12 protein-coding genes and 1 pseudogene are annotated in these 14,079 nt (G+C 33.7%); 4 read left to right on the plus strand and 9 right to left on the minus strand.

Annotated elements, in window-relative coordinates; genetic code table 11:
• The first annotated feature begins 106 nt into the window (after positions 1-106).
• The gene (locus KI356_RS24510; protein WP_212936727.1) at positions 107-595 is read left to right on the plus strand and encodes a DinB family protein; all 489 of its coding nucleotides are present in this window, start codon (positions 107-109) and stop codon (positions 593-595) included.
• A 143-nt stretch (positions 596-738) separates the two neighbouring features.
• On the opposite strand, the gene KI356_RS24515 is transcribed toward KI356_RS24510, so the two are convergent.
• Complete coding sequence (locus KI356_RS24515) at positions 739-1,632, minus strand: LysR family transcriptional regulator (RefSeq protein ID WP_128282338.1); 894 nt, start codon at positions 1,630-1,632, stop codon at positions 739-741.
• Positions 1,633-1,755: 123 nt separating this feature from the next.
• Between KI356_RS24515 and KI356_RS24520 the strand changes: the two genes are divergently transcribed.
• Complete coding sequence (locus tag KI356_RS24520) at positions 1,756-2,721, plus strand: quinone oxidoreductase family protein (protein ID WP_212936728.1); 966 nt, start codon at positions 1,756-1,758, stop codon at positions 2,719-2,721.
• Positions 2,722-2,780: 59 nt separating this feature from the next.
• On the opposite strand, the gene KI356_RS24525 is transcribed toward KI356_RS24520, so the two are convergent.
• From KI356_RS24525 to KI356_RS24540, 4 genes and pseudogenes are all read right to left on the minus strand, one after another.
• Complete coding sequence (locus KI356_RS24525) at positions 2,781-3,491, minus strand: histidine phosphatase family protein (RefSeq protein ID WP_212936729.1); 711 nt, start codon at positions 3,489-3,491, stop codon at positions 2,781-2,783.
• Positions 3,492-3,669: 178 nt separating this feature from the next.
• A complete protein-coding gene (locus KI356_RS24530) occupies positions 3,670-4,194 on the minus strand; it encodes a GNAT family N-acetyltransferase (protein WP_212936730.1) in 525 nt (174 codons plus the stop codon).
• A 6-nt stretch (positions 4,195-4,200) separates the two neighbouring features.
• A complete protein-coding gene (locus KI356_RS24535) occupies positions 4,201-6,102 on the minus strand; it encodes an endonuclease MutS2 (protein ID WP_212936731.1) in 1,902 nt (633 codons plus the stop codon).
• Positions 6,103-6,655: 553 nt separating this feature from the next.
• Positions 6,656-7,039: pseudogene (locus KI356_RS24540) on the minus strand (hypothetical protein); the annotation flags it as partial.
• A gap of 60 nt (positions 7,040-7,099) precedes the next feature.
• On the opposite strand from KI356_RS24540, the gene KI356_RS24545 reads away from it, so the two are divergent.
• Both KI356_RS24545 and pepF read left to right on the plus strand, forming a co-directional pair.
• Positions 7,100-7,891 (plus strand): arylamine N-acetyltransferase family protein, encoded by a 792-nt coding sequence (locus tag KI356_RS24545; protein WP_212936732.1) that lies wholly within the window; start codon positions 7,100-7,102, stop codon positions 7,889-7,891.
• A 117-nt stretch (positions 7,892-8,008) separates the two neighbouring features.
• The gene (gene pepF / locus KI356_RS24550) at positions 8,009-9,796 is read left to right on the plus strand and encodes an oligoendopeptidase F (protein WP_212936733.1); all 1,788 of its coding nucleotides are present in this window, start codon (positions 8,009-8,011) and stop codon (positions 9,794-9,796) included.
• A 98-nt stretch (positions 9,797-9,894) separates the two neighbouring features.
• On the opposite strand, the gene KI356_RS24555 is transcribed toward pepF, so the two are convergent.
• From KI356_RS24555 to KI356_RS24570, 4 genes are all read right to left on the minus strand, one after another.
• Positions 9,895-10,941 carry an agmatine deiminase family protein gene (locus KI356_RS24555; RefSeq protein ID WP_212936734.1) on the minus strand — a complete coding sequence of 349 codons (1,047 nt, stop codon included), beginning with the start codon at positions 10,939-10,941 and terminating at the stop codon, positions 9,895-9,897.
• A 230-nt stretch (positions 10,942-11,171) separates the two neighbouring features.
• Positions 11,172-11,993 carry a MerR family transcriptional regulator gene (locus KI356_RS24560; RefSeq protein WP_212936735.1) on the minus strand — a complete coding sequence of 274 codons (822 nt, stop codon included), beginning with the start codon at positions 11,991-11,993 and terminating at the stop codon, positions 11,172-11,174.
• Positions 11,994-12,033: 40 nt separating this feature from the next.
• A complete protein-coding gene (locus KI356_RS24565; RefSeq protein WP_212936736.1) occupies positions 12,034-13,011 on the minus strand; it encodes an agmatine deiminase family protein in 978 nt (325 codons plus the stop codon).
• 229 nt (positions 13,012-13,240) lie between these two features.
• On the minus strand, positions 13,241-14,079 hold an 839-nt coding region (locus KI356_RS24570; protein WP_212936737.1), incomplete at its 5' end, for a bestrophin family protein.

The following is a 14,079-nucleotide window of genomic DNA, read 5'->3' on the forward strand; positions in this document are numbered from 1 at the left end:
ATACATCTAATATGCTTAGTAAAAATAATAAAAAGGTTCACCTCTCGTAAATATAGAATTACTTACTACACAAATAGTTTAGTAAATAAAAGAGGAGTGTAGTTGCATGTTACATGTTTTAAAACAGCAATATAATCTTATTAGCTCTACAAGAGAAACTCTATTTTCGTTTTTGGAAGAAATCCCACTAGAAAAATTACATAGCACTGTTCCTAACTTCGGGAGCGGGAGCATTATGAAGACGCATATTCATGTAGCCGATTGCTATCGATACTGGCTTGGATCATTCGCATTCAACCAAAAACGAGCAGATTTTTCATTTGCTAGTGATTATGAAATTGAGCATGCAGATGTCGAGAAAGTTCGTGCTAAGTTTAAGTTAGTAGATGAGGTTGTACTACGGTTTTTAGATGCATACAATGACCGGTGGCTCGAAAATATAGCAAATGAAGTGAAATGGCAAAAAGAACTTTGGAGCACAACTCCGCTATGGCTTTTAACTCATACGGAGACACATGAGTTTCATCATAAAGGACAAATCGTATCAATGGCTCGTCACCTTGGATATACTCCTCCTGATACAGACCTTAGTTGATTCGTTTTTTCAATTATTATGGCCATACTTAAAAGTGATTATAAAAATATACTATAAAGAACCGATACTTGTTTCATCCAAGTATCGGTTCTCTCTATACAAAAGTGCTATTCTTCTTACATATAAAACAAATATTTCTCCACTTAATCCCTTGCAAAAGACTCCCGCGTTACATCAATAAATTGCTGTAACGGCGATGTCATCCATTTATCTTTATGCCAAGCAATTTGTGTATAAATCGGAGAGATTGTATTCTTTAAAACTAACTCCTTTATCGTTCCCTCTCGTATATCTTTTTCTACTACTATTGCCGGTAAAACGGCTATACCTAAATCCGCAATGACACATTGTTTAATTGCCTCGACACTAACAAACTCAATCTTATTTGCTGGATATACATCCTCTGTACGAAATAACTCTTCAAATAAAGTCCGATACGAGCAACCGAGTTCTGTTAGTAAAAGTGTTTCACTCTCTAAATCTTTTGTAGAAACGGAAGGTTGTTCAAGTAAACGATGCGTAGGAGCAGCTACTACTTTTAATTCTTCTTTCATAAGTGGCTCCACATGTAAAACATCTTCTTTTTTACATTCGTCTAAAATAAATGCAAGATCTATTTTCCCTTCCATTAATTGTTCTTTCGCATCTTTATTGGATTGCGCTGGTTTAAATATAAGCTTGATTTTGGGGAATTGTGCTTTAAACCTCTTTAATATAGACGGAAGCCTATATGTACATTGACTTTCTTGCGCACCGATTATTAACGTACCTGCTAGTTCCTCATCATCTTTCACAGCCATTTTCGCTTCATCACTAAGTGCGATCATCTTGTCTGCATATAGTTGAAACTTTCTTCCTGCTTCAGTTAAGAAAAGACGTTTTCCTAATCTCTCAAATAATGGCGTACCGAGCTCAGCTTCTAACGTTTTAATTTGCGCCGTTACGCTCGATTGAGCAAAGTTCAATTTCTTCGCAGTTTGTGTAAAGTTCAAAGTCTCTGCCGCTACTTTAAATGTAATTAATTGTTTTATCTCCATTTATCATCCCTCTTTTCAATCGGTATTTCCGATTGATTTCATCGAAATAATCCTCTTTTTCTATCGATATTTATATTGTATGATAAAGAGCATCTACAAACAATATAAATGGAGGTATTCCATATGAAAGCACTTTGTTTCGAGCAGTTCGGAAATCCGGATGTACTACAATATAAAGAAATACATGATCCAATCATAAATCCAAATGAAATTCTTATCCGCACGAAAGCAATCGGTTTAAATTTCGCTGATATTTATAGACGCCGCGGTGATTATCATCTCGCTGGCAATCCGCCTTATATATTAGGTTATGAAGGCGCTGGTATTGTTGAAAAAGTAGGAGCTGACGTTACGAATATCAATCCTGGAGACCGTATTGCATTTGCTGACGTTCCATTTGCAAATGCAGAATTAGTTGCCGTTCCATCAGAAAAAGCAATCCCGCTTCCAGATTCTATTTCTTTTGAAACAGCCGCTTCTGTCTTATTGCAAGGTCTAACAGCACATTATTTAACGAAAGATAGCTATCAACTAAAACAAGGTGACATAGCTTTAGTTCATGCCGCAGCTGGCGGCGTTGGTCAACTTCTTATTCAAATGATTAAACTACAGGGTGGAAAAGTAATCGGCCTTACGTCATCAAAAGAAAAAGCACAGGTAGCCACATTAGCTGGTGCCGATCACGTATTTTTATATACGGAAGCATGGCCTACGAAAGTACTTGAGGTGACTAATGGTGTTGGCGTAAACGTTGTGTATGAATCCGTAGGTTCTACATTAGAAGAAAGCTTTAACGCTACTAAAATTGGTGGTACTGTCGTATTTTATGGAATGGCTGGTGGTAATCCCACGCCTGTAGATCCACGTATGCTTATGGATACTTCAAAAACTTTAACTGGCGGAGACCTTTGGAATGTGCTTACTACTTTTGAGGAACGTAAGCAGCGTTCTACTCAATTATTTGATTGGATCGCTAGTGGAAAATTAAACATCGCGAGTCCTACTACATTCTCTTTACAAGACGGTGCCCGCGCTCATGAATTATTAGAGAGCAGAAAAAGTACAGGGAAGATTTTATTAATCCCATAATACACAAAAGGAAGCTAGATTTCTCTACCTTCCTTTTCTTATATCTATTTGAGATAGTATTATATTTCCACACTTTCTTTCCCTTTTGCAACATAACTCATATCTCCGACCGACCCAACTGTATATGTTCCATCTTGATATACAATTTTCGTTACACTAGCATTTTCTACTCCAAGTTTTGTTTTACTACTGTCTATCATTTCTATTAACGCAGTTATCAAAAGCCCATGAACGACAACTAAAACGTTGCCTCCACCATTTTCAGCAGCTTCTTCACTAATTTTATCAATCTCTGTTTTTATACGAGTAGAAAATAATTCCCAATCTTCCGCCTGTTTCGTAGGATCTGCTGCTCTAATAAGGTCAATCACTTCTTGAATAGAAAACTTCATAAGTTCTTCTGGTGATGCAACGCCTGCAGCTTTTCCAATCACATCCCACATATTTTCAAGTTTTTCACCTTCAAAAATACCGAAATTTAATTCTCGTAAATCTTTTCTTTGCTCAAGTTTCAATTTTGATTGCTCACTATATTTTAATACTAAATTAGCAGTTTCAATCGCACGGCCGCTATCACTACTATACGCATTCGTAAAATGAATGTCTTTTAATCCCGTTCCTAAATTTGTGGCTACTTCCACACCTTTTTCTACTAACGGAGAATCTGCCCAACCTTGCGCGCGATGATTCGTATTTAATATTGTTTTACCATGTCTTGTAACATATAACGTAACTACATTCTCATTGCTATCTGTTTCTCGCTTATTCATTCTCTTCTCTCCCTTTACATTTCTATATCAATTTTACCATCTTAATTATTCATTGGGCAAAATATACGTAAATAGATCTGCTTAATAAAAAGACGCTATCTTTCTGTACATTCCTAGAAAAAGATAGCGTCTTTTATGAGTTCATTTACTTTATCTTAATGGTTCTTATTCGATATTCCTATTCAGAAAAAGCACTCGAATATTGTACAATTCCTTCTACACCTTCAAGAGCATTCTCCCTTAATTCCATTACCATAAACACTTCATCTGGTACTTCAAATGGTGCTTTTATATTCCACTCACTTGCTTTTTTAAATCCGAATTTCGGATAGTACTCTGGATGTCCTAATACCACAACTGATCCATATCCAAGTTCTTTCGCTTTATCTAAAGCAGCTACAATAAGCTTTCCACCAATTCCTTTTTTCTGATAGCCCCTAGCAACTGAAACTGGCGCAAGCGCTAATGATTCTACAGAAGCCCCATCTTGTTCTATTGTAATTTTTGATAACATAATGTGACCAACGATTTCCTCATCTACCGCAACGATAGATAACGCTGGAACAAACGCGTCACATTCTCTAATACGTTTTACAAGTTCATGTTCTGTTTTATCGCTAAATTCTTCATGTAAAAATGCTTCTTTTACAACTTCTTCTGTCTTACTATAATCATTTTGTTGTTCTTGTCTAATCGTTACCATTTTATGCTATCCTCTATTCTTTCTTATTTCTTTTTCAATTTTACGTAGCGCTTTTTTCGATCCGCGCTCTATATCGTGTTGCATTTTTCTTTCTTTATAATCGACAAATAGTGTACTTAAATCGTACCCTTCTGGATATAATTCCTTCGCTGCTACCTCTAAAGTAATACGTTTTACATTCACTTCAACGAATTCACCGTTAAAATATACAACGACGTTATAGAAGTTATCTATTTCTTTATAAATAATACCAAAATCCTCATGATCCAATAAATTTACACGGTCACCGATTTTGTACTCATAATGATTTTCTCTTTTTTCCTGCACAAATTTCGGTTTTCTAATTTTACTTTCATTCACTTTTTCTAAACGGTATTCTTTATTCCCCATATACTCTTTCGCTCTTTGCAGTACATGTTCTCTTACATTCATCTTATTCGCAATCCAAAGTGCATTACTTTCACCTGATTTACCGATAACTAATTTATAAAGTGGCTCTAGCGTCTCACTATTAAATTGCATCGCTGCATTCATAAAGTCATCATGCATTTCTGAGAATCGTTTTATTTCACCGTAATGCGTACTCGCTATTGTAATACATCCCGCAAGGTACAACTCTTCTAAAATAGAAATCGCAAGTGCCGCACCTTCATTCGGTTCTGTACCGCTTCCTATTTCATCAAACAATAGTAGCGTATTATTATTTGATAACTTCATGATTTCAGACAGATTTTTCATATGAGATGAAAATGTACTTAGTGCATTTTCGATACTTTGATTATCACCAATATCTACAAATACATTTTCGAAAATAGCAATTTCCGTTTCTTTATCTCCAGCAATATGAAGACCTGACATTGTAGCTAATGTTAACAATCCAATCGTTTTTAACACAATTGTTTTTCCGCCTGCATTCGGCCCTGTAATAATTAAACTACGGTATTCTTGACCGATTTCGAAATTTAACGGTACAACTTGCCCTGTTAAAAGCGGATGCTTACAATTCACTAAATGAATGTAGCCATGATCATTTAACTTCGGTTCTATTCCATCGATTGATTTACTAAACTTTGCTTTGGCAAATACCATATCATATTGGCTAATCAATTCCATATTAATTTTTATATGATAAATGTTTTCTAACACCATTCCTGATAAAGTTGCTAAAATTTGATACTCTTCCATCGCTTCTTCTGCTTTCAAACTTGCGAGTTCTACATTTAACTTTGTAACCGTATGAGGTTCTATAAATACAGTAGAACCTTTTGCAGAAGCTTCAACAATACTTCCCGCAACTTGATTTTTATAGGTAGATTTGATCGGAATCGTATAGCGATCATCCTTTTTACTAATAAAGAATTCCTGAATATATTTCTTATTTGCACTATTATTTAAAAACTTCGTTAAACGTTCTTTTATTTTTCCATCTATAGCATCGATATTATTTCGAATTCGTTTTAACTCTTTACTCGCCGCTGCATCAATGCTATTTCCCTTAATTGAAAAATTTATTTCTTCTTCGATACTTTTATATTCAGTCATTGAATTTGCATAAGAAGCTAATACTGGCGCAAAAAATTCTTTATCTATCATAAACTTTTTAATCTTTCGACATCCACGTAAAAAGTCTGAAACACTTACTAGTTCTGCTGGGTCTAAAATCATCCCTTTTTCTAATTTTTGAATTGTACTAGCAATATTTGAAATGCCGAAGAAAGGAACATGCCCCTCTGCATCTACTATAGCTCGTGCTTCTGTCGTTTCATTTAAGCGATTTCTCACTACTTTTATACTCGTACTCGGCTCTAATTTATTTAATAACTCCTTACCTAATCCACTTACACAATAAGATTTCACTATTTCCTTTAATTCGTTATATTGTAACTTTTCAAAAGTCATCGTATTCATTTTGTTTCTCCTCACTATGATTGTTTTCTATCATAAATGAAGATACCTACTCATTAGATTCCAATGAGTCCTACATTATTCAATTACCATTTTTATACATTAAAAACATATACAAAAAAGCTGCGGGGATACCGCAGCTTTTACATTTACAAGGCATATGTAATAACGTATGAGGAAATAAGCCATCTAAAAAGTATATGGCACACCTCTTATTACACGCTTTATAAAGTATTGTAGGTATCTTCATAGGTATCGAAATAAATCCATGACAAAATTAGGGGTATGATGTACATAAAAATCCCCTGTTCTTATCCGATTTATTTCATTAAATTTTTCCTATTTAGTACCTACCGCACTCACAAAAAGCACCTCTCATTAATTTATATTATAGTCATTGAAATCTAATTTACTGAAATCATCATACTATATGTTTTGCAAGAAGTAAAGGTGTCAGACTATTGCCTTTCACACCTGAGGAAGGACAATTTTTTCGGATAATGCTTTTTTAAAAAATTTATTTATAGAAAAAAGGAAAGCAAAATACTTTCCTTTTTCACCTCGTAGACTGTAAAACTTTCATATAATCAGCCTTTTTCTCAAGGGTCCTTTTTGCTTCTTCAGCCGTTAATATATAATCTACTGCAATATTTTGTAATACATCCTTATTAGTATTTGGTAACTGAATCGTTATATCTTCCACGCTACTCTTATTATTTTCAAGTGCTTTATTAAATTCCTTAATACTTCTTGCAACCTCCGCTAATGTTTCCATATGTACAGGATTGTTTACATCTAAAACAGTATTACTTTTAAAAACTGCCGTATAATACTGCTTCAAATTTTTCTTCGCTATTTCTTTCTCAGCATTCTTATCGGAAACATTATCCCCAGTCTGCATTTGATCAAAAATAAGTATAGTGTTATTCCCTTTCTCTCCATTCACATCTTATTCAATTTTGTTTACAATTTACCTATAAAAGATATCGGAGGGATTTCTATGACCGACTTTCAAAAACAATTTTTCACACGATTACATATAGAAGAAAAAGAGACAGTTTCATTTGAAGATTTACCTCACATTATGCAAGCAATGGCACAAACTGTCCCTTTTGAAAACTTAAATATTCTCGAAAACAACTTTACAGAAATATCAAAAAAAAATCTAACAGAAAAAATTTTAGTAAACAACCGTGGCGGTCTTTGTTATGAACTCAATCCTACTATGTATTACTTCCTTAAAGACTCTGGATTTGATGTTCATCTCGTTTCAGGAACAGTTTATAATGCTGCAAATTCGATATGGGCTGTTGATTCCGGACATATCGCAACTGTTTTACAACATCATAATGAACTTTACTTAATTGAAGTAGGTTTCGGATCATATTTACCTCTTACCCCTGTCCCTTTCTCAGGTGAAGTCGTTCACTCATTAACAGGAGATTATCGTATTCGTAAAGAAATGACCGATAAAGGAAGCTACATTTTAGAGATGCATAAAAATAATGAGTTTTTGGATCAATCTTCTGCTGATGATTGGACGTTAGGCTATGCATTTTATATAGAGGAAGCGGATGAAGAAAAAGCAAATACAGCCCAAAAAATTATCGTTGAACATGAGGGCTCACCATTTAACAAAGTACCTCTTATTGTAAAACTAACTGAAGATGGGCATGCCTCTTTAACGAAAGATAGCCTTACAATAGCGAAAAACGGTAAAAAAACGAAAGAAACCGTTACAGACGTGCAATATACAAATCTTTTACATTCAAAATTCGGAATTACATTATAATTTTTTAAGCCTTGCTATTTTAGCAAGGCTTTTCAATTTTCAGCAGGGATTTTTTGCAATTTGTTGTATTTCATAGTTATATAGAAATATAACTACATATTTAGAAAGGAAATGATTATGACAGAACTTAAAGATCGATTACAAGTAGCCGATAAAGAAAAATGGGATTTAACGGACATTTACCATACAATTGAAGATTGGGAAAGCGATTTTCATAAAATTGAAGTATTAACGAACGAATTACACGGGTTTAATGGAAATATTCACGATGGCAACAGTTTATTAGCTTATTTAACGAAGAGTGAAGAAATTTCTAGCATAATATCTTTAATGTTTGCTTATGCACGATTACAATCTGACCTAGATACACGCGACACGAACTCTCAATCCCTTGTTGATAAAGTATCACAATTACATGTGAAAGTAAGTGCAGCGAAATCTTTCTTTTCCCCATTCTTACTTAGCGTAGATGAAAACACATTACATTCTTACATAGAAGAAGCAGAAGGCTTACAATATTATAAAGAAGACTTATTTGAATTATACCGTTATAAAAAACACGTATTGAATAAGGACCAAGAAGAAATATTATCCCAAATGGGTGAAGCACTTTCCTCCCCGCAGCACACGTTTGGCATGTTAAATAATGCAGATATACTATTTGGTGAAGTGACGACTGATGATGGAGAAAAAGTAAATTTAACACGTGGAATGTATTCAAAGTTAATAGAAGATGAGAATCGCGAGAAACGTAAAGAAGCTTATAAAGCTTATTACAAACCGTATGTTCAATTAAAAAACTCTATCGCTTCTACTTTATCTGCCGCAATTAAAAATAACGTTACTGTGTCAAAGCTAAGAAAATATCCATCTGCTTTAGAGAAATCATTATTTGGTGATATGGTTCCGAAAGAAGTATATGACAATTTAATTGATACGACAAAGAAAAACATTCAATCTTTACATACATATAATGAACTTCGAAAAGAAAAATTAAACGTAGATGAACTACGCCAATACGACTTAAGTGTCGATTTAGTAGCGGGTGTGAAACAAGACATTCCATACGACGAAGCATTTGACACCATGATCGCATCACTAGCTCCTTTAGGTGAAGAATATATTGAAACATTAAAAAGCTTTAAAGACAAACGATATATAGACGTAAGAGAAACACCAGGGAAACGTTCTGGTGCTTATAACTTTGGTGTATACGGCGTCCATCCTTTCATTCTTTTAAATCATCACGATGATTTAAATAGCCTTTTCACTCTTACTCACGAATGTGGTCACGGTATGCATACGCATTATTCACACGGATACCAACCAAGAATTTCTGCACACTACTCCATCTTTGTTGCAGAAGTCGCTTCTACAGTAAATGAAGTGTTATTAATTCAATATTTATTAAAAGAAGCGAAAGAAACGAACGTGCGTAACCATTTAATTAACTACTTTATCGATAGCTTTAAAGGTACTTTCTTTACACAAATCATGTTTGCAGAATTTGAAAAAATCACACATGAAATGGCTGAGCAAGGTAAACCATTAAACGCTCAAGTCTTCAGTGAAATTTATGAAAATCTATTTAGAGAATATAACGGTGATTCAATTGTGTTTGATGAAGAAGTAAAATACGGATGGTCTAGAATCCCTCATTTCTATCGTCCATTTTACGTATACAAATACGCAACTGGATTTGCCTCTGCTATTCAAATCGCCGATAAATTATTAAGCGGCGATCCGAATGCACAGAAAAACTATATTGAATTCCTTAAAGGCGGAAGTTCTGATTATTCACTAAACCTACTAAAAAAAGCTGGCGTTGATTTAACTACGCCAGAACCGATTGAAAGTGCATTAAATCGATTTGCTCAACTTGTTGAAGAATTTTCAGCATTATAGAAAAAAACATGCAGAGTGTATATTCTGCATGTTTTTATTTGAATCCCTTTATCCCGCTATTTGTGGGCAGTAATACCCCCACTGATTAAAGTTTCACTTTATTCTAAATGTTGCTGCGTCACACAGTGAATCATGCCACCATACGCATACAGTTCATTTACATAAATACCAACAATTCTTCTACCTGGAAATTGTCCTTCAATAATTTGAAGCCCTAACTTGTCATGTTCATCACCGTATATAGGTACCAATACGACTTCATTTCCAATGTAAAAATTCAAATACGAGCCTTTACAGTCTGCATCTTTTACCACTTTTCTTGTCACCAGTACTGGTATGAGCTGAAATGGCTTTCCATCTATATTTCTCGCTTGTCTCAATTCTTGATAATGCTTTTCGTACGCCTCCAAAAGGTATGATTCGCCTTCTCCGAAAGGATCATATTCATATAGAATCGTATTTTCATTTACAAAACGTGCTGCACCATCAATATGGTAATCCGTATCTTCATCATAATTATCTTCTCCGCGAATACCAGTTATCCATATAAAATTCGTTACCCCTAAATACTTCGTTAACTCCATTTCAATCTCTTCCTGACTTAGTGTAGGGTTTCGATTCTCATTTATAATAGAAGTTTTTGCTGCCATTAAGGTTCCATTTCCATTTATCTCAATCCCTCCACCTTCTAAGCAAACACTAGATTCCACTTTTGGAATGCTATGCACTTCACTTATTTTATTTGGAATAACAGCATCGTTTTCATACGGATATTTATCCCCCCAACCATTAAATATCCAATGTGTTAGACAGAGGTTTCCTTCTTTATCTTTTACAAAAATTGGTCCATTATCTCTTATCCAAATATCATCAGTTTCCTGAACTAAGAAATCAATTTTATCCATATTTACTTTCGCTTCAATTAACTTCGATTGGACATGCGTTTTTTCTTCCTCATCAAATACAACTATATGCACAGTTTCTCCATAATGAAGCTCCTTTGCCATCGTTACCCAAATATCATCCAACTTAGTTCGGTAACCTTCACCTCTATGTGCTTTATCATGAGGCCATTGGAGCCATGTCCCTTCATGTTTTTCCCATTCTGCAGGCATATAAAACAAACTAGTTTCTATATTTCTCATACATATTCACCCCTTCTCTGAATGTAAGTTCAGTCTATACTTTGACATCGTGTTAAGGTCAACAGAAATATATTCATTTACTTGTAGTAATTTTATAAAGCGATTCTTTATTTCTCCTTGTAAAATTGTCATTAAAACTTTCGCATTCGGAATCTTACCGGCGCTCATTTTAGTAATTGTTTTTGTATACAGAATAAGGATTGACATAATGTTAATGTCAATCCTTATTCTCATTCTATTTTCGTAACTAAAAAACAAATTTGTGTAACATACTCTTCTGTTAAACAATCACATTCAGGTCCCTTTATATAAACTTCATATGGATGACTCTCTATTATATAGCCATTCCTTTCAACCCACTCTTCTAACGCCATATAAGCATAACCTATATAGTCATAGCTGCCATAATGCATAGTAGTAACAATTTGATGCTGCTTTAGCCTTTTTATGTCGCACTCTTGTAATACGCCTTTATTATCTTCATCCATAATCGGAATTCTTAATTCTATATGGCTGCGATTTGGAATATACTCTTCATCATAAAAAACTGTAGATGGAGAACCGACTATTTGAAAGCTATTTTTTTGTACTTTTTCATATAAGTCATAAAAATAATCATCCATATCATCTATATCTATTTGTAACCTTTGAGCAATTACCGTTATTTCATTTCTCATTCCAATTAATATATCGTAACTTCTATGGCGAGCAATATTTAGACCTTTATTCATATTTACTATTTCATTCATTTCTGAAATAACCTGTAAATTTTGTTTCACTTCATGAGACAACTCTATAATTTGCGATTGCATATGCTTAACAAACGAATCCTGATCTGCTGACTGGAGAATGACTTTAATTTTTGGTAAAGGGAACTTGTACTCCCTCAGCTTTTTAATTTTTAACGCTACTTCCAGCTGCCCTTGTTCATAATATCTATATCCATTTACCGGATTCACATATGCTGGTTTTAATATCTCTTCTTTGTCATAATGCCTTAGCATCCGTGTACTCATTTTACAAATTCGTGAAAATTCAGTAATTGTATACATATACATACCCCTTGAATACATTTTCTTATAAGCTTATTTATTAAAACCAATCAAATATTTTTTTGATTGAAGAACCTTCATTCTGATTGTCCAATCTTTTCATTTTTGAAGGCAACAAATGACTCGGACAATACCACGTTAAACAATTCATTGCACCTCCCATAGTCGATATTTCTCCTACATGAATTTGAATTACTTGTTTTTCCGTATGCTGTTGAATATATCGTAAAACTTCCTCATCTTTAGCTAATCCAAACTTAGGAACGTAAAGCGTATCACATGTTTCTAACATATTTATATATAACCCTTTTGCCGATGCTATTTCTTGATCATATTGCCCCTTTTCTGTATATGAAGAAGGAACAACTATAAATTCAGCTTCTGGCATTTGTTCTTGAATAATCTCTTGCACATTATATCTAAATTCATGATCTCCTAAAAAATCACTAATAAACATTGTATGTTCATCAATAAATTTAACCATTCCATCTGCGTGTGCAAGTACATCTCCTTCTTCAGCAGGAATAATAATAACCCGACTCACATCTAAATCCCATTCCAGTTGCTCTATAATTTCTTCTTCCGTCCAATCATAATTATCATCAAATATGCGTTCCGTTAATATAACGGTATCTTTTTTATTCCAAATAAGATTTCCACCGTCTAATATCAATGGAGATGTCACATATTCAAAGTCGTTCTTTTTCAACCATTTATTAAATTGTTGATCTAAATATCGTCCTTGATCTTTCGGTAAGTAATTTGGTTGATATTTAAATTTAACTAGATGATTTGTTACAACTGGTGCAACATCTCTTAGCCAAATATCATCATACTCAAAAAAGCTTGTATGAAAGTCTTGCTCTTCAACAGATAAAGATATAAGTTGATCGGTAAATGCTTTATTTTCATTTAAGTATTCATTAAAATAAATAATGTCTTCATAAAATGGTTGATAATATTCATTCGATTCGTCTGGTATTGCAGTAAAAATAATGCCATTATGTTTTTGTTCCATATTATTTACCTCGCTTTTTAATAATGATTACATAACTGATTTCAATCAGCCAACTATTCCCCAATCTATTTCTCTTTTCATTACAATTTTCGAAACGTGCACATTGCATGAATGGATTATAGCACGGCGAAATTTTATATATTTATATAAAAAATATACAGCTGTCGTTAAGCCGTAAATTGACTCTTGACAAGATTTTTAAATTTTAATCGTCGTACACAATGAACGATTAGATGATTTTTTTATCATGATTCATATCCATTACTTCGAACAGACCGTTTTGATTATATAAATTCAATAAATGCGTTTCTACCCCTATACAAATCCCTTCTAACGGAAGATCGTTTGGATCCTGACCAAATGGATCTTCAATTTCAACCCCTATTGCTTCAATCCCTATAAATGCAAAACTTATAAACGTAGTTGCAAGTACTGTAAACCATCCAAGACTATCAACAAGCCCAATCGATAAAGTCCCGCAAAATATGAGCAGTAAAATTTTAATATGAGCAAAATATGCAAAAGGAATAGGCGTTGTTTTGATACGATCACATCCACCCACAGCCGTAAGCAAATTATTCAAATCAGCTTCCATATTAATTATCACATTTGGATGAATTTGACCCGTTTTCAAACCTTTTGATAGTATCATTTTCAACATAAAAACTATACTAATCGGTAAATGAATAGACTCAGCCAACATTTCTTTTTCCTTCTCAGAACAAATATCAAACAATGATTTGATTTCAGATAAATCTTTTTCGCCTCTCAAATGTCCTTTCGCTATCTTTGGAAAAGCAATTAATAAATGTAAAAATTTTAATTTTTCCTGATCCGTCTTTTTCCCTTCAGACTCCCAATGACATAAAAAACTAACTGCCAAATTTCTAGTACAAGCACCAATCGTGCCAAATAACTTTCTACCTTCCCAATACCTATCATAAGCAGTGTTAGTACGAAAAACTAACAGTAAACCTAATGCTCCTCCAACAATTACCCAAGGAGTTTGATTAATTTTTATTGCTACATAATAATAATTAATCACAGTTACTACCGTTGAAACGCATA

The sequence above is a fragment of the Bacillus hominis genome (assembly GCF_018332515.1).
In the GTDB taxonomy this organism is placed as follows: domain Bacteria; phylum Bacillota; class Bacilli; order Bacillales; family Bacillaceae_G; genus Bacillus_A; species Bacillus_A hominis.

What these genes read in the sequence shown, in the direction of transcription:
- KI356_RS24545 (WP_212936732.1), top strand. Translation starts at nt 7,100, where the DNA reads ATGACCGACTTTCAAAAACAATTTTTCACACGATTACATATAGAAGAA.
- KI356_RS24565 (WP_212936736.1), bottom strand. Translation starts at nt 13,011, where the DNA reads ATGGAACAAAAACATAATGGCATTATTTTTACTGCAATACCAGACGAA.
- KI356_RS24530 (WP_212936730.1), bottom strand. Translation starts at nt 4,194, where the DNA reads ATGGTAACGATTAGACAAGAACAACAAAATGATTATAGTAAGACAGAA.
- KI356_RS24535 (WP_212936731.1), bottom strand. Translation starts at nt 6,102, where the DNA reads ATGAATACGATGACTTTTGAAAAGTTACAATATAACGAATTAAAGGAA.
- KI356_RS24555 (WP_212936734.1), bottom strand. Translation starts at nt 10,941, where the DNA reads ATGAGAAATATAGAAACTAGTTTGTTTTATATGCCTGCAGAATGGGAA.
- KI356_RS24515 (WP_128282338.1), bottom strand. Translation starts at nt 1,632, where the DNA reads ATGGAGATAAAACAATTAATTACATTTAAAGTAGCGGCAGAGACTTTG.
- KI356_RS24520 (WP_212936728.1), top strand. Translation starts at nt 1,756, where the DNA reads ATGAAAGCACTTTGTTTCGAGCAGTTCGGAAATCCGGATGTACTACAA.
- KI356_RS24560 (WP_212936735.1), bottom strand. Translation starts at nt 11,993, where the DNA reads ATGTATACAATTACTGAATTTTCACGAATTTGTAAAATGAGTACACGG.
- KI356_RS24510 (WP_212936727.1), top strand. Translation starts at nt 107, where the DNA reads ATGTTACATGTTTTAAAACAGCAATATAATCTTATTAGCTCTACAAGA.
- KI356_RS24525 (WP_212936729.1), bottom strand. Translation starts at nt 3,491, where the DNA reads ATGAATAAGCGAGAAACAGATAGCAATGAGAATGTAGTTACGTTATAT.
- pepF (WP_212936733.1), top strand. Translation starts at nt 8,009, where the DNA reads ATGACAGAACTTAAAGATCGATTACAAGTAGCCGATAAAGAAAAATGG.